The organism is Vagococcus humatus, assembly GCF_003950325.1.
GTDB lineage: Bacteria > Bacillota > Bacilli > Lactobacillales > Vagococcaceae > Vagococcus_C > Vagococcus_C humatus.
Genome location: NZ_PXZH01000006.1, coordinates 86,394 through 106,231, shown reverse-complemented (window position 1 = coordinate 106,231; position 19,838 = coordinate 86,394). Strand labels below are relative to the sequence as shown.

At 33.1% G+C, this 19,838-nt stretch carries 22 protein-coding genes; 4 read left to right on the top strand and 18 right to left on the bottom strand.

The window, feature by feature from the left end; translation table 11 throughout:
- Window positions 1-440: 440 nt before the first annotated feature.
- From hemG to C7P63_RS09260, 4 genes are all read right to left on the bottom strand, one after another.
- The gene (hemG, locus tag C7P63_RS09275; RefSeq protein ID WP_125943874.1) at window positions 441-956 is read right to left on the bottom strand and encodes a menaquinone-dependent protoporphyrinogen IX dehydrogenase; all 516 of its coding nucleotides are present in this window, start codon (window positions 954-956) and stop codon (window positions 441-443) included.
- Between the two features lie 133 nt (window positions 957-1,089).
- On the bottom strand, window positions 1,090-2,364 hold the full coding sequence (locus tag C7P63_RS09270; protein WP_125943873.1) for a dicarboxylate/amino acid:cation symporter: 1,275 nt from the start codon (window positions 2,362-2,364) through the stop codon (window positions 1,090-1,092).
- 5 nt (window positions 2,365-2,369) lie between these two features.
- Complete coding sequence (locus C7P63_RS09265) at window positions 2,370-3,560, bottom strand: MalY/PatB family protein (RefSeq protein WP_125943872.1); 1,191 nt, start codon at window positions 3,558-3,560, stop codon at window positions 2,370-2,372.
- Between the two features lie 2 nt (window positions 3,561-3,562).
- On the bottom strand, window positions 3,563-3,943 hold the full coding sequence (locus tag C7P63_RS09260) for a Rid family detoxifying hydrolase (RefSeq protein ID WP_125943871.1): 381 nt from the start codon (window positions 3,941-3,943) through the stop codon (window positions 3,563-3,565).
- A gap of 213 nt (window positions 3,944-4,156) precedes the next feature.
- Between C7P63_RS09260 and C7P63_RS09255 the strand changes: the two genes are divergently transcribed.
- Window positions 4,157-4,651, top strand: a complete 495-nt coding sequence (locus C7P63_RS09255; protein ID WP_125943870.1) for a MarR family winged helix-turn-helix transcriptional regulator — start codon at window positions 4,157-4,159, stop codon at window positions 4,649-4,651.
- Window positions 4,652-4,708: 57 nt separating this feature from the next.
- Here the strand turns inward: C7P63_RS09255 and C7P63_RS09250 are convergent, their stop codons facing one another.
- The 4 genes from C7P63_RS09250 to apf all read right to left on the bottom strand — a co-directional run bounded on the left by C7P63_RS09250 (window position 4,709) and on the right by apf (window position 9,232).
- On the bottom strand, window positions 4,709-6,058 hold the full coding sequence (locus C7P63_RS09250; protein WP_125943869.1) for a gluconate:H+ symporter: 1,350 nt from the start codon (window positions 6,056-6,058) through the stop codon (window positions 4,709-4,711).
- 14 nt (window positions 6,059-6,072) lie between these two features.
- Complete coding sequence (gene gntK, locus C7P63_RS09245) at window positions 6,073-7,611, bottom strand: gluconokinase (protein WP_243640830.1); 1,539 nt, start codon at window positions 7,609-7,611, stop codon at window positions 6,073-6,075.
- A 1-nt stretch (window position 7,612) separates the two neighbouring features.
- A complete protein-coding gene (gene gnd / locus C7P63_RS09240; RefSeq protein WP_125943868.1) occupies window positions 7,613-8,518 on the bottom strand; it encodes a phosphogluconate dehydrogenase (NAD(+)-dependent, decarboxylating) in 906 nt (301 codons plus the stop codon).
- A 138-nt stretch (window positions 8,519-8,656) separates the two neighbouring features.
- Window positions 8,657-9,232: an aggregation-promoting factor gene (gene apf / locus C7P63_RS09235; RefSeq protein WP_125943867.1), complete on the bottom strand. Its 576-nt coding sequence runs from the start codon at window positions 9,230-9,232 to the stop codon at window positions 8,657-8,659.
- Between the two features lie 912 nt (window positions 9,233-10,144).
- Between apf and C7P63_RS09230 the strand changes: the two genes are divergently transcribed.
- The 3 genes from C7P63_RS09230 to C7P63_RS09220 all read left to right on the top strand — a co-directional run bounded on the left by C7P63_RS09230 (window position 10,145) and on the right by C7P63_RS09220 (window position 12,667).
- Complete coding sequence (locus tag C7P63_RS09230; protein ID WP_125943866.1) at window positions 10,145-10,804, top strand: ABC transporter ATP-binding protein; 660 nt, start codon at window positions 10,145-10,147, stop codon at window positions 10,802-10,804.
- Window positions 10,794-11,558 (top strand): ABC transporter permease, encoded by a 765-nt coding sequence (locus C7P63_RS09225; protein WP_207853032.1) that lies wholly within the window; start codon window positions 10,794-10,796, stop codon window positions 11,556-11,558. Before C7P63_RS09230 ends, C7P63_RS09225 begins: the two co-directional genes overlap by 11 nt.
- A 275-nt stretch (window positions 11,559-11,833) precedes the next feature.
- Entirely contained in the window at window positions 11,834-12,667 is an 834-nt protein-coding gene (locus C7P63_RS09220; RefSeq protein ID WP_125943864.1) for a glycosyltransferase family 8 protein, read from the top strand.
- A 77-nt stretch (window positions 12,668-12,744) separates the two neighbouring features.
- On the opposite strand, the gene C7P63_RS09215 is transcribed toward C7P63_RS09220, so the two are convergent.
- From C7P63_RS09215 to C7P63_RS09170, 10 genes are read right to left on the bottom strand one after another with little or no spacing between them, the layout of a single operon-like run.
- Window positions 12,745-13,026 (bottom strand): BMC domain-containing protein, encoded by a 282-nt coding sequence (locus tag C7P63_RS09215; RefSeq protein ID WP_125943863.1) that lies wholly within the window; start codon window positions 13,024-13,026, stop codon window positions 12,745-12,747.
- Between the two features lie 27 nt (window positions 13,027-13,053).
- Window positions 13,054-13,698, bottom strand: coding sequence for a phosphate propanoyltransferase (gene pduL, locus C7P63_RS09210; protein ID WP_125943862.1), 645 nt, complete (start codon window positions 13,696-13,698; stop codon window positions 13,054-13,056).
- Between the two features lie 17 nt (window positions 13,699-13,715).
- Window positions 13,716-15,275: an acetaldehyde dehydrogenase (acetylating) gene (locus C7P63_RS09205; protein WP_125943861.1), complete on the bottom strand. Its 1,560-nt coding sequence runs from the start codon at window positions 15,273-15,275 to the stop codon at window positions 13,716-13,718.
- Window positions 15,276-15,304: 29 nt separating this feature from the next.
- The gene (locus tag C7P63_RS10400; RefSeq protein WP_279386795.1) at window positions 15,305-15,943 is read right to left on the bottom strand and encodes a BMC domain-containing protein; all 639 of its coding nucleotides are present in this window, start codon (window positions 15,941-15,943) and stop codon (window positions 15,305-15,307) included.
- 11 nt (window positions 15,944-15,954) lie between these two features.
- Entirely contained in the window at window positions 15,955-16,590 is a 636-nt protein-coding gene (locus C7P63_RS09195) for a cupin domain-containing protein (RefSeq protein ID WP_125943859.1), read from the bottom strand.
- A 31-nt stretch (window positions 16,591-16,621) separates the two neighbouring features.
- On the bottom strand, window positions 16,622-16,885 hold the full coding sequence (locus C7P63_RS09190) for a EutN/CcmL family microcompartment protein (RefSeq protein ID WP_125943858.1): 264 nt from the start codon (window positions 16,883-16,885) through the stop codon (window positions 16,622-16,624).
- Complete coding sequence (locus C7P63_RS09185) at window positions 16,879-17,178, bottom strand: BMC domain-containing protein (RefSeq protein WP_125943857.1); 300 nt, start codon at window positions 17,176-17,178, stop codon at window positions 16,879-16,881. Before C7P63_RS09185 ends, C7P63_RS09190 begins: the two co-directional genes overlap by 7 nt.
- Window positions 17,179-17,190: 12 nt before the next feature.
- Window positions 17,191-18,036 carry an ethanolamine utilization protein EutJ gene (gene eutJ / locus C7P63_RS09180; protein ID WP_125943856.1) on the bottom strand — a complete coding sequence of 282 codons (846 nt, stop codon included), beginning with the start codon at window positions 18,034-18,036 and terminating at the stop codon, window positions 17,191-17,193.
- Window positions 18,033-18,656, bottom strand: a complete 624-nt coding sequence (locus C7P63_RS09175; protein ID WP_125943855.1) for a hypothetical protein — start codon at window positions 18,654-18,656, stop codon at window positions 18,033-18,035. The genes eutJ and C7P63_RS09175 overlap by 4 nt, the downstream gene beginning before the upstream one ends.
- The gene (locus tag C7P63_RS09170; RefSeq protein WP_125943854.1) at window positions 18,656-19,795 is read right to left on the bottom strand and encodes a 1-propanol dehydrogenase PduQ; all 1,140 of its coding nucleotides are present in this window, start codon (window positions 19,793-19,795) and stop codon (window positions 18,656-18,658) included. Before C7P63_RS09170 ends, C7P63_RS09175 begins: the two co-directional genes overlap by 1 nt.
- Window positions 19,796-19,838: the final 43 nt, after the last annotated feature.

The window sequence follows — 19,838 nt, the reverse complement described above, 5'->3', positions numbered from 1 at the left end:
ATATGTTTCTTTTTCGAAAAAATAATTAAAATAAATTAAAAAACAATAAAAAAACTATATTTCCATAACAAAAAATATGGATTTTTTCAACAAAAGAGTACAAGACATGTCTATAAAGCGTTTACTCTTAGTTAAAATTTATCATATTATTTATATTTTTGCACTTATAACACTCAAAAATAACATTATAAATATAACTAATCCCTTGTAAAAAAGATATAATTGACATTTATATGAGATGTATTCACTTAAAATTAAACTTATTTTACATAATTATTTTTATAAGATAACTATTTCACAAATAAATAACTAATATTATATAATATCTTATCCCCTATTCAACCTCCTCTTTTTACTTAAAAAAATGAGTAAAAGTGTCTATTAATTTTACACTTTTACTCATTTTCTAACTATTTTATCAACCTAATATATCTGTCGACTTATTTCTCATGATTTAATTGATTGGCATAACTTGTCACTTGTTTCCAATCAGTAAATTCAGAATCCACTTGTGGGTCAGTTGGCCCCTCAGTTAACTTCATAATAAATTGAATCATTTTTCGGTCAAAAAATCGGTACTTGGTATAAAGTAATGCTCCTGCAAAAATATAAACATTTTTTGGTTGCCATGTCACTTTTTCTAAAAATTTACGTACATAAACATTATTTTCAACCTTTTGTTTTTCAGGAGAACGAGCAATTAAGTTTACGCCAAAAAAATCAGCTTGTTTTTCTTCTAAAATAGATTGGTGCTTTTTAACAAATCGATATAATTTTTTTGGAAAATGACCATAACGAATAGAAGACCCAATAATAATTTTGTCAAAGGACTGTAACTCAATATCTTCTTCTAATGGTTGACACGTTACCTTTCCCGCTAATTTTTCTGCCAAAAATTGAGCGATTTTTTTCGTTTGACCATCTACAGTGGTATATAAAATCAAATAAGTTGTCATACTTCCCTCCAAATAAGTATAAGTCTTTAATAATTATTAGTTTAAATGTTTTATCCTCAATAAGCTAGAGAAAAAATTAATGCCTTTTGTCTATTAGTTTAGTTACTAACTGACAAAAGGCATATAGTTCATTTTATGATAAAATAGCTTGTTTTCCTGTTAACTGTTCTTCTTGTTTTAATTGTTCTTTAGCTTGTTTATTTTTTTTCATCCAATCTTTTCCATTAATCATTCTCTCAATCAACATAGCTACCCCTACATCGCCAGTCGTATTAATTGCTGTAGCAGGTGCATCTGTTATTGTACCAATTAATACCATTAAAGGAATCGATACTTCTGGAAAACCGAAAGCTGATACAATGAAGATTTCTCCTGTATAACCACCAGCTGGAATAGCTCCCATGACACAAGATGCTAACACTGAAACCATAACAGCTGTGATGAAATTTTTTGGTTCTAAAATATTTACATCAAATATTTTACACATAAAAACAATTTTTAAAATTTGAATCAAGACTGCTCCATCTTTATGCAAGTTAGCTCCCATTGGCACCGCGATATTATTAATCTCATCAGACAGACCAATTTCTTGCCCAGCGATTAAATTGGTTGGAATTGCTGCGGCACTTGAGCAAGTCCCTAAAGAAGTTAAAGTTGGTGGCATAATATGTTTCCAAAATACCTTCACTCCATCATGTCCTGCTGATAAAAAGGCTAGCACTGTATTAGAAATTAAATAATAAACAAGTGACGCTCCGATAAAAATAACTAAAGAGCGTGATAAAGGCCCAACAATTTGAGCTCCTTGTTCTCCTACAAGTGTGGCAAAAAAAGCACCTAAACCAATTGGAGCAAGATACATAACATAACCCACAATCTTCATAATCACTTTAGATAGTTGATCAAAAAATTGAATAACTGAAGAAGCTTTTTCTCCTAAAGAAGACGTAGCTATTCCAAAAATAATGGTAAAAATAATTAATGCCATTAAATTTTGTCGACTCCAAAGTAAGTTAAAATCATTGACTGTCAACATAGAAACAAAGTTAGTATTTGCTTTACCACTTTCAATGGTTTGATTTAGTTGAATATTTGCTCCCTTAGAAGGATCTAAGATTACACAAACCACAATCATATAAACAGCTGCAATAATACCTGTAACTATAAACAGGAACAACATCGTTCCTAAAATTTTGCCTAACTGTTTGGTACTTTTCATGTTAGCAATAGCTGACACTAAAGACGTAAAAATCATAGGAACAATACAGCAGTACAATAAGTTTAAAAACAATTCAGCTATTGGAGTTAACATACTGGCTTTAGGTCCCATTACCGCGCCAATAATAGAACCCATAATAATTCCAAATAGTAAAATAAATGATGATTTATAATTTTTCAAAATACTCATTCTAATCACCCATCAATCTTTTGTAATTCAGCAATCATATTTTGGACACCTTTTTCTACAAATTTAGGATTAGTAGCCATATTTAAGCGAACAAATCCTTGACATTCATCACTAAACCACTCACCAAAATCAATAGCTAAACGACATTTATCTTGAATAAATCCTTTAATCTCTTTTGGTTCCACATAATTTCTTAGATCCACCCATGCTAGGTAAGTTCCTTCTAATTGAGTCACTACTGCTTTAGGAGCGTGTTCATTCAATTCTTTTTTCAAGTAATTAAAATTATGTTCGATAACTTCTAGCAAACTATCTAACCATTCTTCTCCGTGACGATAAGCAGCTTCTGTAGCAATTTGCCCCATAATACTTGTTTCACATTGATTAATTTTTTTAGATCCTAGATCAAAAGCGTTCCGAATGTCTTCATTGGGAATAATAATATGAGAGTTCAATAGACATGCTAAATTAAATGTTTTAGACGGAGCTGTACAAACAATTAAATTATCTTGATATTTGCCATTTCCTACATTTAAACTAGAAACAAACTCATTGTCCCCTAAGATAATGTCTTGATGAATTTCATCAGATACAACTAACACATCATGCTTCTGACAAATATCTAATACTTTTATCAACTCTTCTTCTGACCATACTCGACCGGCTGGGTTATGAGGAGAACATAAAATGAATAATTTAACTTTTTCTTCTACTACTTTTTTCTCAAAATCAGCTAAATCCATAGTGTAATGACCATTCGTATTAACTAACTCAGAGCGAACTAACCGACGATTATTATCTAAAACAGCATTGTGGAAAGGATAGTAAACAGGAGATTGAATCATTACGCTATCATTTTCTTTTGTAAAAATATTAACAAACCAGTATAAAGCGCTAACAACTCCTGGTGAAAAACGAACCCATTCTTTTTCTAAATCAATATTATGACGTTTCTTTTGCCATGCGAAAAATGCTTCATAGTAAGAATCTGGTGTATAAGAGTAGCCAAATACCCCATGTTCTACACGTTGATGTAGTGCTTCTTGAACAGCTTCTGGTACTTTGAATTCCATATCTGCTACCCACATAGCAATTAAATCAGGATCTCCGTATCTCACATCTAGTGCATCCCATTTTAATGAGTTAGTTTGTTTTCTTTCCACTCCGTATTGATTAATAAATTCTGTCATTTCCATGTTTATTCAACCTCTTCCTTTAAAATTGCAATTGCTTCGATTTCAACTAGTGCGTTTTTGGGTAAATTTCCTACTTGAAAAGCTGTACGAGCAGGGTAATCTCCTTCTTTAAAGAAACTACTATAAACCTCATTCATTTGACTAAAATCTTCAATCTGTTTCAGATAAACAGTGGTTTTAATCACGTGATCTAAATCGCTTCCATTATCTTTTAAAATATTCTCAATATTTTGTAAACTTTGTTTAGTTTGTTGGCGAATATCACCTATTTCCGTATCTAAGGGTAATTGCCCTGAAGTAAAAATAAATGAATCGATTAATGTAGCTTGAGAATAACTGCCAATCGCACCTGGTACTTTTGAACTTTTAATTCGTTGTAACATTTTTATAATCTCCTTAACACTTAGCATAATAGTTTAGGCCCTTAACTATTTATCTAAATATTAATCAAAAACCTTTATTAAGTCAATAGCTTATCACAAAATAGTTTAGCACCTAAACTATTTTACTAATTAATAAGGGTTTTCCGAATTTGTATATTTAATCTATTTATGACATAATAAAGAGAATTAAATTATTTTATAAGGATGGATTCCATGTCAGAAGAAAAAAAGAAAGTCCCATCAATTGACGATCAATTTAAACTTTTAAATGATCGACACAATAATATATATCAATTTGTAATGTTATATTATAACTATATTATTTCTAAACACGATTACGGAACTGGAGATGTAGTCTCCATGATTGAAGCTCATACAATCACCTTCATTGAAGAAAATCCAGGAACAACGGTTAGTGAGTTAGCAACATACTGGAATAAAACAAAAGGAGCCATGTCTCAAACTATTACCAAACTAGTAGACAGACAGTTAATCGAAAAACGACAATCAGTGGATAATGCAAAAATTCAACATTTATTTGTGACAGAACAAGGCTTAAAGCTAAGTAAAGCTCATAAACTTTACGACACAATTGACATTGCTAAAACTATGGAGCAACTATTAGAACATTGCTCTGTAGAAGAAATCAATGCTTTTTTTAAAGTAATAAAAGAGTATATTATCCTCATCAAAAATGATTTTGAATAGTAAAAAACCCAAGAGATTAAATCATCCCTTGGGTTTTCCTATTCAACTAACCAATTATTAAACAAATAAATTTAACAACATAGCCCCAGCTAAACCGACCACTGAAATAACCGACTCCAATGCTGTCCAAGTTGCAACAGTTTCTTTGATGGATAAATTAAAATATTCTTTAAACATCCAAAAACCTGCATCGTTTACGTGAGAAGCAATTAAACTACCTGCACCAGTAGCAATAACCATTAAAGCAGGATTTGTCCCAGTAGCTGCCATTAAAGGTGCCACTAATCCAGCAGCAGTCAAAGCGGCCACAGTAGCTGAACCTAAACAAATTCTTAACACTGCCGCAATTAACCAACCTAATACTATAGGTGACAAATTAGAGTTCATAAATAACTGTGCAACAGAATCCCCTACACCTCCTGCAATAAGAACTTCTTTAAAAGCACCTCCACCACCAATGATTAATAACATCATAGCTATTTGCTTGATAGCTTCTTCAGCTGATTTCATCACTGTTTTCATCGGGATATTCCGTTGAATTCCCATAGTATAAATAGCTAGCAATAAGGATAACAACATAGCAATACTTGGATTACCTATAAAAGATAAAACCTGTTCAAACCAATGTTTACTATCACTTAAGTTATAGCCTTTTATTAATTCATAAATGGTAGTAATCGCCATTAAAATAACTGGAAACAAAGATGTTAGTAGACTTATCCCAAAACTTGGAGTTTCATCTAATTTAAATGTTTTTTGTTCTCCTAAAGCGGTTAAATTTCCTTTATGTTTGAAAGCATCTGGCACTATTTTTTGTGCGACTTTTGTGTACAACGGACCTGCAATAATAGCTGTTGGAACCGCTATTATAAAGCCATACAATAAAACCATGCCGATATTTGCTCCGTAAATATTCGCAATCGCAGTAGGAGCTGGATGGGGAGGTAAAAAACCATGAGTTATAGATAAAGCGGCACTCATAGGTATCCCTAAATATAAAATAGATACACCAACTTCATTGGCAATTGCAAAGATAATAGGAATAAGTAAGACTAATCCTACTTCAAAAAATAGAGCAATCCCGATAATAAAAGATGCAATCAGCACTGCAAATTGAATTTTCGCTTTTCCAAATCTATCAATTAATGTGTGGGAAATTCGGTACGCTCCTCCTGCATCTGCTACTAATCGCCCTAAAATAGCACCAAAACCAAATACTAAGGCAAGGTGGCCAAGTTGACCACCTATTCCTTTTTCAACTACTGATACAATCTCGTTAAAGGGAATACCTAAGCCTAACCCTACACCTAACGAAACGATAATTAATGATACAAATGTATTTAATTTAAATTTTACAATTAATACTAATAGTACCAAAATTCCTAGTAATACCATTAACATATTCACTCACTCCTTATCTCCTATGAATGTTTTCTTTGAAAATCTGCAATAGCTGAAAACTCAGTTTCTAATAACCGAGTTGTTCGAATGTAAATTGGTAGTAACTCTCGGTAAACAGAAAAGTTTTCTGGTTGCGGTGTATGTGAATGAGTTACCCCAATCATATGTTCTACTTCATTTAGCGATGCTATTATCCCTTGCTCTTTCATCCCTAAAACAGCAGCTCCTAAACAAGAACTTTCAAAACTTTTAGGAATAACTACCTCCTGTTCAAAAATATCTGCCAGTAATTGACGCCATAAAGCTGAACGAGCAAACCCACCTGTTGCCTGAATTTTTTTAGGTCGTTCTGCAATTTCTTCTAAAATCAAAGAAACTGTATATAAATTAAAAACAATGCCTTCTAAAGCTGCACGAATCATATGTGCCCGGGTATGAGTTGTAGTCAAGCCAATAAATGATCCCTTTGCATTAGCATTCCATAAAGGGGCTCTCTCTCCACCTAAAAAAGGATGGAATATTAAGCCGTTCGAACCTGCTGGAATATTTTCTGCCATTTGTGTTAGAATTTCATAGCTATCCACTTGCATTTGTTCTGCTGTTAATTTTTCTGGTGCAAACAGTTGATCGCGCACCCATCTAAAAACAATTCCTCCATTATTCACCGGACCACCAATCACCCATAAATCTTTTGTTAGAGCATAACAAAACGTCCGTCCTTTAGGATCTGTTACAGGGTGATCTACTACCATTCTCACAGCACCACTTGTTCCAATCGTTATAGCCATAGTTCCTTCTTCAATAGCATTAACACCCAAATTAGATAAGCAACCATCACTGGCTCCAATATAAAAAGGTATCTGATCACTTAAACCAATTCTTTCAAAGTAGCTAGTGTTTAAATTTTCTAGATAGTCCGTGGTATTTAATAATTGAGGTAACTGATTTTTCTCAATATCTAGTAGCTGAATAATTTCCTCATCCCAAGTTAAAGTATGGATGTTAAATAAACCTGTAGCGGAAGCAATCGAAATATCTACCACATATTTACCAAAAAATTTATGAAAAATATATTCTTTAATCCCAATAAAATAAGCAGTTTTCTCATATAACTCAGGCCAATCATTTTTTAACCAAAGCATTTTACACAACGGAGACATGGGATGGATAGGCACACCAGTTCGGTGATATAATGCCAATCCCTTATCACTATTTTTTAATTTGTCTGCCCATTCGTAAGCTCGGTTATCTGCCCAAGTCAAACATCTAGTCAAAGGTTGATTATGTTCATCCATCAAAATTAAACTATGCATAGCACTAGAAAAAGACACGCCTGAAATTTGGTCTTTTTTATCTCCAGCTCTACGTATCACTTGAGTTAAAACATCCAAAACTGCATCAAAAATTTCATCAGGATCTTGTTCAGCCATATCAGGTTCTTCTTGATAAAGTGGATAGCCAACATTGGCATAAGCTAAATTATTACCTGTTTTGTCGTATAAAACAGCCTTAGTACTGGTTGTTCCAATATCTACACCAATCATTAAATCCTTTTCCATGTTAGTAATCTCCTTTCTTAGCTACAGCGTGTCCACCGAATTCATTGCGTAAAGCTGCTACGACCTTTCCACTAAAAGTATCTGGGTACATCGAGCGGTAACGCATCATTAGCGCCATTGTGATAACGGGCGTAGGGACTTGAGTAGCCAAAGACTCTTCTACTGTCCATTTTCCTTCTCCTGATGAAAACATTTTGCCTTGAATTTCGTCCAAATGTTCATCTTTTGAAAAGGCTGACTCCGTTAACTCCATTAACCATGACCGAATAACTGACCCATTATTCCAAACCCGAGCTACTTGTTCATAATCATAATTAAAAGGTCCATGCTCTAACACATCAAAGCCTTCTGCAATAGCTTGCATCATGCCGTATTCAATCCCATTATGTACCATTTTTAAGTAATGACCGCTACCTACTGGTCCTGCATACAGATAACCTTTTTCTACTGCCATATCTTGGAATAAAGGTTCAATTTGTTGGAAAACAGTGGCATCTCCACCAATCATAAAACAAGCTCCTTGCCGAGCCCCTTCTACTCCACCTGAAGTTCCTACATCAAAAAAGTGAATACCTTGACTAGCTAAACGTCCCCCTCGTGCAACAGATTCTTTATAATTAGAATTTCCTCCGTCAATCAAAATAGAGCCAGCTGGTAATAATGCTTGCATTTTTTCGATAATTTGATCGGTTGGCTCACCACACGGCACCATAGACCAAACAATTTTTAATTCAGGTAGTGCTTCTACCATTGCCTCAACTGACTGAGTCAACTTAATAGTAGCTTGATACTCTCCTTCAAGTTCTGGTTGTTTTAAATCATAAGCCACTACTTGATGACCATGATCGACTAAATTTTTAGCTAAGCTTAATCCCATTTTTCCTAAACCAACTAATCCTATTTCCATGTTCCTCTCTCCTTATATGACGTATGACGTCTTATGTTTATATAAAAGATAACGCTTTCTTTACTGTTTGTCAAGAACAAAAAAAAGAAACAAGTCATAAAAGACTTGTTTCTTAAGGATAATTGTTATTTTTTTATCTTAATACCAACCATTTTGTAACCAGAATGATTGAGCAGCTTCCCATGAACCATAACGTTGAGATACATATTGTTCCGCAACACGTTCTTGGTTAGCTGGAGAGAAATCTCCATTTAAATAAGATGAATCTAATTGGTAACGACCTACATAACGACCATTACGAGCATCATATGAACCACTAGATTCTTTCATAGCAATCCATTCTTTTGCTGATGATGTTGAAACAACTGGTGCTGCTTCTTGTACTGGTGCTTCTTGTACTGGAGCTTCTTGTACTGGTGCTTCTTGTACTGCAACAGGTTGTACATCTTGAGTAGGTGCTTCGTTAACTACTTTATCAACACCAGGAATATTTAATTTTTCACCTGAAAAGATTAAGTTAACATTTTCGATTTTGTTAGCTTTAGCAATTTTTTCAACTAAGCTGTTGTTCCCAGCAAATTTTACAGAAATAGTAGATAAAGTATCTCCTGATTGAACAGTATAAAGACTATCTGCACTTGCGCTTGCTGATCCTACTACAAACAAACCAGCTGCTAATAATGTTCCGACTAATAAATGTTTAATTGATTTCATGTTAATCCCCTTTGAGAAATATTTTTTATTTTGTTTACATGTGTCTACGTCATTCGTATCTGACGACAGGAACTACTTTACCATCTCATAATATTTCATTGGTAAACAACTTGTAACAATTCATTACAGGAACATGTTTTTTGTAACAACTTGTAAAATAGTAGGTTTTTAGCTCTATATATGAACCTGTGATAAGATTTACAAACATAACGATATATCTTATATTAATTAAGTCAAAATATCCATCTAAATTCTAATTGAATAAGGCTATATCAAAGTTTTGTCCTTATATTTTTACTATATAGATATAAAACTAATAACTTAATTCTTTTATTTTTTTACTTTTTTACTTATTTATAGTTCATTTAACTTTTTTCAATTTATTTAGATTTTTTTCTTAAAATAATCTAAAAATTAGTTAATTTCAGCTTGTTTTCATGAAAATTAACTAAAAAAGTAAAAATATCTAGTATTTACTCGCTTTTTTAACAGAACTGTGACAAAAACAACCTTTTATTACTAAAAGCAAAGAAGTTAGGGGGGTATTATTACATATCTCATATGATTTATTTCTTTTTATATCCTTTTAGTAACTTTTATCTAGTTTGAAATCATTTATTTAATAGTTATTAGTCCTTTAGCCTGTCGGTTAAAATAATCCACTAGTTTTTTTCAATTTAAACCTGTTTCTACTATTATATATACTATTTTTATACCAAAATAAAATCTAGCTCTGTCTAGCCTATTGAAACCTGACTAATCTCTAACTATCTTTTATAATTATTATTAAATAAATCCCTCATTTAGCAATTGAGAACTACTATCATTCTCAATTAAACTTATTCATTATCATTTATTTTACAAACATGTTATGATTTAATTTGCATAAAATATATTAGGAGGAATTATCATATGAGCCAACCGATTTTTACCCTGCAAGATATTAATTTCGAAGCAGATCAAAAAAAAATCTTACAACATATTTCATTTACAGTTAAACAAGGAGAATTGGTCACTATTACTGGACCTTCTGGTAGCGGTAAAAGTACTTTGCTAAAAATAATTGCAACATTACTTTCTGAAACTTCCGGAAAAATTCTATTCCACGATAAAGATATTAATCAATACGAACCAACAGAATACCGAAAACTTGTTTCTTATTGTTTCCAAACTCCTTCTTTATTTGGAGATACTGTTCAAGATAACCTAAGCTTTCCTTATGAAATCAGACATAAAGAATTTGATCAAAAACGAGCTATTCACTTACTAGAACGTGTTGGATTAGATGCTAGCTATCTAGATAAAAGCATCCACGATATTTCTGGTGGTGAAAAACAACGAGTTGCTCTTATTCGTAACTTATTATTTGAAACAGATGTTTTACTTTTAGATGAAGTAACTAGTGCTCTTGACCATGAAAATAGTCAAATTATTCGAGACTTAATTTTTCAATTAAATCAAGAAGAAAATATTACAGTCTTATGGGTTACCCATAACCCAGATGAATTTAAAGAAGGAACTCATCAAATTAAAATGGTAGAAGGTCAAATACAGGAGGAATATCATGAATAGTTTAAATATTTCCAATACATCATTAATTTTTGCAAGTGTTCTTATTGTTATTGCTCTTTTAATCGACTACAAGGAAAAATTAGGGTTAGGAAAAGATATTTTTATTGCAGCCATTCGAACAGTCGTTCAATTATTTGTCATTGGTTATGTATTAAGTTACATTTTTAAATTAGACAACATTTTAGTAACCTTGTTTATGGTTCTTTTTATTATCGTTAATGCGGCAATCAATGCTGCTAAACGTACTGGAGGAATTGATAAAGCTTTTAGTATTTCTCTCATCGCAATTGGTGTAGGAACAGCGGTATCTTTAATTGTTCTCTTTGTTTCTGGTGCGCTTGAATGGACACCTTCACAAATTGTGCCTATTACTGGTATGATTGCTAGTAATGCTATGACAGCAGTTGGTGTAGGCTACCGCTCTATGAATGCTAGTTTTAAAGATCAAAGACAACAAGTTTTAGAAAAATTAGCGTTAGGTGCTGATATAAAACAAGCTACAGCTCCTATTATTCGTCACAGTATTAAATCTGCTATGGCTCCAAGTATCGACCGGGCAAAAACAGTTGGATTAGTTAGTTTACCAGGTATGATGTCAGGGTTAATGTTCGCAGGAATTGAACCAACTACTGCTATTCGCTACCAAATTGTAGTTATGTTTATGCTTATCGCTACCACTGGTTTTTCTACCATGATTGCCAGTTACTTAGCTTATAAAAGCTACTTTAATGATAGAAAACAATTATTAGACTAATCAAAAAAACTATTATTCATCTTAAACAAATGAATAATAGTTTTTTATTTTTGTGTTCATCCATCTATTTGGTAAAAATAGCTTAGTTACTCATCATTCAAGTGGTTTTTTTGTCTAAAATATCACTCCTTTGATTTTCCTGATTCATCTCTATATTTATCATTTATAATCGTTTACCTACTCAGCTAACCAGTCTTTTCCAACTGTTCCTTCTATTATATTACGTAAAATTTGGTATAATTAAACTAACTAGATTATTTAAGGAGGGATTTTTAATGCAAAAAAATTATCCATTGCTTTTTTCAATTGATCATTCTTTTGCTGAACAGCTACAAACTACTTTGTATTCTATTTTTATGAATTCTTCTCAATCTTTTGATATCTACATTTTACATACTGATCTTTCTGAAGAAATTCAAAGATTTCTAGAAAGCTTTTGTGGGCGTTATGGTTCTAATATCAGTTTTATTTCTATACCTGAAAGTTATTTTTCTGACGCTCCCTCTTCTTCACGTTATCCAAAAGCTATTTACTACCGACTTTTAGCCCATGAATTTTTACCTAAAGATTTGACTAAAATTTTATACTTAGATGCAGATATTTTATGTATCAACGATTTAACTTCTATTTTTAATTATGACTTAGGTTCCTATCTGTATGCAGGATGTTCTCATCCAAGTATGACTGGCATGAGCCGAGCGATGAACAAATTACGACTAAAAACTTACGGCAATGATGGCTATTTTAATTCAGGTGTGCTGTTAATCAATCTAGATCAGGTAAGAAAAATAGTTGATAAACAAGCTATCTATACATTCATTAAAGATAATGAAAAACAACTTGTTCTCCCTGATCAAGATATCTTAAACGGATTATATGGCCATCTTATTTATGCTTTAGATGATCAAATTTGGAATTATGATGTTCGTTATACTCACACCTACTACTTAATGAGCAACAAGCAAACTACTTTGGATTGGGTGATGCAACATACTGTTTTTTTGCACTTTTGCGGAAAAGAAAAGCCCTGGGATCATCACTATGAAGAAAAATTTGCTGCCTTATATAAGCATTATCAAGTTAAAAGTAAAGAACTTCGGAAATTGTAAAAAATTTATGTTCAAATAAAAAAAGATAGTACCCAAATGATTATTTGAGTGCTATCTTTTTTTAATTTAGCTTATATTTAGTTTTTTTCTGTAGGTAAGATAACTTCAACTTCAGAATGTGGACGTGGGATAACATGAACAGATAACAATTCGCCTACTCGTTCAGCTGCTGCCGCCCCTGCATCAGTTGCTGCTTTAACTGCACCAACATCACCGCGTACCATCACTGTCACAATACCTCCACCTACTTTTTCTTTACCAACTAAGGTTACATTCGCCGCTTTAACCATTGCGTCAGCTGCTTCAATTGCTCCTACTAATCCTTTTGTTTCAATCATTCCTAATGCATCAGATTTCATTTGTATTTCCTCCTAATTATCCATAGCTTATTTATTTTTTATAATTTCTACACATGTTCCTGGGGTAATGCCTAAAGCATTAGCTTCTTCTGTATCTACATGACACTCTAACGTAGCGTTAGCTTGTGCACGAATGATAACGTTGTTTAACGTACCACCGCGAGATCCAGTTAATTCAATTGATACAGTTTCTCCGTCGCAAACATTTAAACGTTTGGCATCTTCTAATGTCATATGAATATGTCTCTTAGCTACTATTACACCTTGAGTTAATTCTAATGAACCTTTTGATCCGATGATAGTAATTCCAGATGTGCCATTTAAGTCACCTGAAAGTCTAACATCTCCTTTTACACCTAATTTAAATGAATCACCTTGTAAAATTTCTACTTGTGTTTCTGGTCTAACAGGACCTAACACTCGTACTTTTTGAATAACTCCTTTAGGGCCTGCTAAAGTTACACACTCTTTACAAGCATACTGGCCTGGTTGAGCTAAATCTTTTATTTTAGTTAATTGATAGCCTTTTCCAAATAACTTATCAACAGCACATTGTGATAGATGAATATGTCGATTGGAAATTCCTAATGGTACTACCTTTTTTTGTAAACTTCCTTGAGGTTGAGTCAAGCGGTTGACAACTAACTCTAGTATCTCTTCATAATTTTCCATCTTGTCCACTCTTCCTATTATTTTCCCATATCTAGTAAGACTTTTCTAACAATCTCTGCTAATTTTTCTTTATCTTGATTGCTACCAACTGCAGAATCTACTACTTTAGTTAAGCTTTCTTCAAATGTTTGTTGATTTTCAGATGGGCTGATATTTAAATTAATTTTATTTGTTTGATTTAATTCAGGATAGTTAAATGTTTTATCATTCTCTACTAATTTAGTTACATCTTTTAAACCATAAGCCACTTTTTTTACATTTAATAAATGTTTTGGACTTACATTCTCAGAAACAGAACTTCCACCAAATGTTCCACATCCTAAAGTAAAAGAAATTGGTAAACCAGTACTGATTCCAGTACCACCTTGGCTGCCACCTGTGTTAACTAAAATACGAGAAGCTGGTTTAGCAGCAAATTTCAAAATAAGTTCATGATTGTTAGTATGAATACTCATTGTATGACCAATACCATTTTGAAGTAAATCAATACTCAATTGACAAGCTTCTTCCCAATCATTTACCACATAAAATGCTAAAACAGAGGTTAATTTTTCGTAAGAAAGCGGATAACTATCTCCTACACCTTCTTGTGCTCCTAATAACACTTTTGTTCCTTCTGGAATAGTAATACCTGCTCCTTTAGCAATAACCTGTGGAGAACGACCTACAAACTTAGCATTCATCGCATGACCACCATTTTTAAAGAGCAACTGACAAACTTTTTCAGTTTCTTCTTTTGTCATAAAGTAGCCACCTTGACGTTCAAACTCTTTTCGAACTTCATCTTGATTAGCTTTCTCACAAATAACTGATTGTTCTGATGCACAGATAGTTCCATAATCAAATGTTTTACTTGCAATAATTTTTTCAACTGCTTCTTTAACATTTGCACTTCTTTCAATATAAGCAGGTGAATTACCAGCACCAACACCAATAGCTGGTTTACCAGAACTATACGCAGCTTTTACCATACCTGGACCACCTGTTGCAATGATTAATGAGATTTCTTTAGCGTGCATTAATTCATTGGTAGCAGCCATTGTTGGAGTAGATACACTGCCGATAACTCCTTGAGGGGCACCGGCTGAAATTGCTGCATCACGCATGATTTCAGCTGCTTTATTGGTACATTTAGCTGCAGCTGGATGAGGCGCAAACACAATGGCATTCCGTGATTTAATAGCAATCATAGCTTTAAAAAAAGCAGTAGAAGTCGGATTAGTTGATGGAACAATTCCCAAGACCAACCCAACAGGCTCAGCAATATCTAATGTTCCTTTTAATGGATCTTCTGCAATAATTCCCGCTGTTTTTTGGTCTTTTATCTCTTCATAAAGCAACGTTGAACCAGCATGATTTTTATACGCTTTGTCAGCAACTTTACCAAACCCTGTTTCTTCCACTGCCATTTCTGCTAAACAAACAGTATGTTTTGCTGCAGCATCACGCATACTTACTAAAATAGCATCTATTTGTTCATTTGTATAAGTAGCTAATTTTTTTGCTGCTTGATATCCTTCTCTTGCTAAGTTTCTTGCTTCTTGAACAGAACATAAATCTTTATCAAATTTTTCCATTTTATTTTACTCTCCTACTTCAAAAAACTTTACTTATTAAAGTAGCTGATAAAGGCTTCAATAAGATTGTCTTTACTTGTTTTATATAATTCTTTTTTCGTTATAGCAAAATCACTATGGCGTTTTGCCATTGCTCTTAAGTCTGAAACTTTTAAAGAAGTTAAATATTTTTTAGCTTCTAATTGATTTTCTTGAGCCAAATAGTTAGTTACTACTTCTTCAGGTGTCTGTTGAGTAATAACTGGCTTAACATTAGTTAATTCTTCTTTAGTTGTTTTAACTTCTAAAGTATTCTCATCACCCTTTACTGAGTTCTCTAAAGTCTGATTTATTTCTTCTGGACAGTCACAACTTTCTTTCTCATCGGGATCTTCATTTAGTCCTACTTTAGATGTTTCTTTAACAATCACATCAAGTGATTCAGCTGGTCTTGCAATCACATGAACAGCGATTAAATTAGCTGGATTTAAATGATTAACTGCACTGGCAGCAGCATCTGTAGATGTTTTAACAGCACCTACATCACCTTCAACAGTAATACTAACTAATCCACCGCCAACTGTTTCTTTTCCTATTAATTGGACATTAGCTGTTTTAAGCATGACGTCACATGCTTCAATAGCAGCTAATAAACCTTTTGTTTCAATCAATCCTAATGCTTGTTTCATCACTTACTCCTTTACATTAAATCTGCCCAATTGGCTGGGTAAGTCGCATAAAAAACTCTTGCTTTATCTGGAGAACCCCAGATAACCTTAGTATCTTTTGGTACAAACAAAACATCTCCAGCATTAGCTGTATAAGTTTTTCCATCAAGTGTTACTGTTAATGTTCCTTCTATTACATAATCAATTTCTTCATAACTTAATTCCCATTCAAAAGAAGAATGATCAATTTCTAAGAAACCAGCACTCATATGAGATTCATCTTTGTTGACCAATTCTTGAAAAGTAACCTGATTTTGAGGGTTACCAGTGTCAAACTGGACCATTTTAACACTACTACCTTTTACTACCTTTAAGCCATTTGCGTGACATTCAGCTTCAAATGGTAATAGCGAAAAAATTTGTTCATTCGCTAATAATTTTTTCAGTAATAAAACCAATTGATCAGTCGTCAAATTGTTTCCCAATGAACTGGATAAGACATCTGCAGTACTTTTAGGCTTTGGCTTTCTTACTTTAATCCTAATACCAAACTCCTCTGCAATATCTTCTGCTAATGATGTTACAATTGTCTTTTCTTCAACATAAAGTGTATCCGAACCTTGTTCATAACACTGTGTAATATCATCAGCACAAACTAGATTTTTCATAGGCACACTTTCTTTCTGTTATAAATTATTTTTAAACGGACTCACAACTCTCATCAATAATACCAATAACTGCTGCATCAACTGGAATAGAATCATCTGATAGCATATGCCTAGCAGCAGAACCTGTAGCAATAATTACCCTGTCTCCAATTCCTGCACTTATTACATCACAAACAACTAGACGCTCGCCATCTCTAGAGCCTCCGATGACTTCTGCTAGCATTAATTTTAATCCGTTGAGTTTTTCACTTTTTCTTGTTGCCCAAATATTATCAATTAATTTTGCAGTTACCATTTTCGGTTATTCTCCTTCTTCTTGATTTCTTCAATCGCAGCGATAACCGAAGCAGTATCACCAAAAATAGCTAACATAATCATGTTCTGAGGACAGCTCCCCCTAATATCTTCTACAGTAACTCCTACTGCTTTTTCAGCAACATCAGCAGCACAAATCATTTCAATTAATTTACCTTGTACTAAACCAATTGCATCTGGTTTTTCTAAAGGTTCTCTTTGTCCTGATCCTTTCCGACGAGTCAAAATAGCAAGAGTATTTTCACCAGGGGATTTTATAATTCGGCAATCCATTTTTGCATCTCCTTAATCCATGATTTTATCTGTACAACTTTTTGCAATACCTAATGGTGTCGCAAACATTGGGTTAATCGGTTTAAAAGTAGGAATGTGGGTATTTTTTTCAATAATATTTTCAATACCACCTAAACAAGCTGTTCCACCGACAAGATAAATCCCTTCTACCTTATAGCCATTAATTTGTCTTAATATAATAGAAGCAATTTTTTCAACAACAGGTTTTAATACTACAATTAACTCTTTATGTTTACTTGTATCTCTCTTGTATAATTCAGCTTCGTCAAAACTCATTTTATAAGAACCTGCCACTACTAGAGAAAAATGAGTTCCTCCCGTTGCCTCATCTACAACTTTAACAACTTCACCTTGATTTAAAATAGAAATACCTGTCGTACCACCACCAATATCAACAACTGCTCCATTTTCAATATTTAAAACTTGATTAGCTGCAGTCGGTTCATCTAGCAACGCTGTTAACTCAAAACCAGCACCTTCCACAACATTTCGGATAGCACCAGAATCTAACTCGTTGGTTCCAGGTGGAATCGCTGCAGCAGCATAAACCAATTCTGTCTCTAAAATTTCTTCTAATTCAGCTTTTAATTCTCTTACAATTTTAATGGCTCCAATATAGTCTACAACCATTCCATCTTTTACCACATTAGCATAACGGTAAGATCCGGCTACAGGCTCATAATTTTCGTCCAAAACAGCTAAGACAATACAAGCTGTTCCAAGATCAACCCCAGTATAATAAACGGAGGAAGGTGTTTTTATAGGGGTCTTGATTACTTGTTCAAATTTAGAAATTAACTGATTACATTGGTTTAAATCAAGTTTTGTTGTGGTCATTTTTTCACTCCTAATAACTGTTCAATCATTTTAATCAAATAAGGAATAAATAACCTTAATTGATTTTGTTGGCATAAAGTAGATTCTACTAGCAAGCATTCTACTTTTATTTTTAATTGGTTTAATTTGATTAAAAGAGGTCCACGCTCACTTAGAGCGTGAAGCATAGTTAACTGATACGATGTATTAATTACTTCTTCTATTTCAGTTTCTGTGCTAGGTAATTCATAACTAGACATTGGTAAAATTTTGTCACTACTAATATCTCGTAAACAATTTCCTAAAGAAAATAGCTGCTGACTTATAGTAAAATCAATCCCGTTGGCTAGTAAACCTGCTTCTAAAAATTCTGTATAAAGTAACTCATATTGATAAGACAATGATAAAGATAAATCGGTTAAGCCAGATACTGATTCTGACTTCGCTAATTCTTCTGGTTTATTAGACTTTTTAGTCATAGCTACTTCGACTTGGTCTTCATCACAAGAAACTTTAATTCCTTGGTCCACTAAAAATTGTTTTGCTTCAGGTGTCAAACGTTCCGTTTTTTTTAGCAATAAATGAGTAAATGGATGTTGGCGATAATTAGCTTTTAATTCACGTTCAGTGATAAAATGCATTAATATCCCCCTTTACACAACCTCTTATAAAGTTCTTCTAACTCTTCTATAGTTGGTTTTCTTGGATTGGTGATAGTACATTTATCCATCATCGCTTTTTCAGCCATTGCTGGAATAGCCTCTAAAAATTCATTACTATCAATTCCTAGCTCTTCTACAGTTTTAGGAATATTCATCTCTTTCATTTGACGAGATAATAAACTAATCAGACGGTGCACAGTAGCTTTGGGTGTTCCTGACTGGATACCCAACAACTTAGCAGCTTCTTGATAACGATTTAGAGCGGGTAATTCTTCTTTTAATTCTAATCCAGCATTATACGAAATAACGTAAGGTAGCAACATAGCATTAGCTCGGCCATGTGGAATATGGAATTTAGCACCTAAAGCATGAGCTAAACTATGACAAACTCCTAAAGAAGCTTCACTAAAAGCAATCCCTGCTAAACAAGATGCATTATGAATTTTTTCTCGTTTAGCTATATCTTCTCCATCTTTAACAACTGCTACTAAATTTTCCCAAATTATTTTCATCGCTTTTTCAGCATAAGCATCTGTAAAATCTGATGCATTTGTTGACACATAAGCTTCTAAACTATGAGTTAATACGTCAATACCAGTATCTGCTGTTACACTACTTGGTACGCTCACAGTAAAGTTAGGATCAAGAATTGCCACATCTGGAATAAGGCTATCATCTACTAAAGCGTATTTAGTCTGAACAGTTGGATCAGAAATAATCGAAAATGAAGTAACCTCACTACCTGTTCCACTAGTTGTTGGAATACAGATTAATTGAATATGAGAAGATTTCGTAGTGGCTTGATAAATTTGACGAACTGCTTTAGCTGTGTCAATCGCAGAACCACCACCCAGAGCAATAATTGTTTTAGGCGATAATTGAATAGCTGCTGCTACTCCTTCAGTTACGACTGCTATAGTTGGATCTGGTACCACTTTAGAAAAAATTTGGTAAACAAGTTGTTGTTGCTCTAAAATAACGGTTAAATTATCTACTTTATGGGATTTTTCCATGAAAGGATCACAAATAATTAAGACGTTGCCTAAATCCATATGACTAAGATTTTTTAGTGAATCTTGCCCAAAAAAGATTTTGGTTGGCATTTTATAATTTCCCAAATTATTTCCTCCTTTCTGAGTTTTTAATAAATTTATCTTTGTT

Coding starts and splice junctions, on each gene's coding strand:
- hemG (WP_125943874.1), bottom strand. CDS start 956: ATGACAACTTATTTGATTTTATATACCACTGTAGATGGTCAAACGAAA.
- C7P63_RS09270 (WP_125943873.1), bottom strand. CDS start 2,364: ATGAGTATTTTGAAAAATTATAAATCATCATTTATTTTACTATTTGGA.
- C7P63_RS09265 (WP_125943872.1), bottom strand. CDS start 3,560: ATGGAAATGACAGAATTTATTAATCAATACGGAGTGGAAAGAAAACAA.
- C7P63_RS09260 (WP_125943871.1), bottom strand. CDS start 3,943: ATGTTACAACGAATTAAAAGTTCAAAAGTACCAGGTGCGATTGGCAGT.
- C7P63_RS09255 (WP_125943870.1), top strand. CDS start 4,157: ATGTCAGAAGAAAAAAAGAAAGTCCCATCAATTGACGATCAATTTAAA.
- gntK (WP_243640830.1), bottom strand. CDS start 7,611: ATGGAAAAGGATTTAATGATTGGTGTAGATATTGGAACAACCAGTACT.
- gnd (WP_125943868.1), bottom strand. CDS start 8,518: ATGGAAATAGGATTAGTTGGTTTAGGAAAAATGGGATTAAGCTTAGCT.
- apf (WP_125943867.1), bottom strand. CDS start 9,232: ATGAAATCAATTAAACATTTATTAGTCGGAACATTATTAGCAGCTGGT.
- C7P63_RS09230 (WP_125943866.1), top strand. CDS start 10,145: ATGAGCCAACCGATTTTTACCCTGCAAGATATTAATTTCGAAGCAGAT.
- C7P63_RS09220 (WP_125943864.1), top strand. CDS start 11,834: ATGCAAAAAAATTATCCATTGCTTTTTTCAATTGATCATTCTTTTGCT.
- C7P63_RS09215 (WP_125943863.1), bottom strand. CDS start 13,026: ATGAAATCTGATGCATTAGGAATGATTGAAACAAAAGGATTAGTAGGA.
- pduL (WP_125943862.1), bottom strand. CDS start 13,698: ATGGAAAATTATGAAGAGATACTAGAGTTAGTTGTCAACCGCTTGACT.
- C7P63_RS09205 (WP_125943861.1), bottom strand. CDS start 15,275: ATGGAAAAATTTGATAAAGATTTATGTTCTGTTCAAGAAGCAAGAAAC.
- C7P63_RS10400 (WP_279386795.1), bottom strand. CDS start 15,943: ATGAAACAAGCATTAGGATTGATTGAAACAAAAGGTTTATTAGCTGCT.
- C7P63_RS09195 (WP_125943859.1), bottom strand. CDS start 16,590: ATGAAAAATCTAGTTTGTGCTGATGATATTACACAGTGTTATGAACAA.
- C7P63_RS09190 (WP_125943858.1), bottom strand. CDS start 16,885: ATGGTAACTGCAAAATTAATTGATAATATTTGGGCAACAAGAAAAAGT.
- C7P63_RS09185 (WP_125943857.1), bottom strand. CDS start 17,178: ATGGATTGCCGAATTATAAAATCCCCTGGTGAAAATACTCTTGCTATT.
- eutJ (WP_125943856.1), bottom strand. CDS start 18,036: ATGACCACAACAAAACTTGATTTAAACCAATGTAATCAGTTAATTTCT.
- C7P63_RS09175 (WP_125943855.1), bottom strand. CDS start 18,656: ATGCATTTTATCACTGAACGTGAATTAAAAGCTAATTATCGCCAACAT.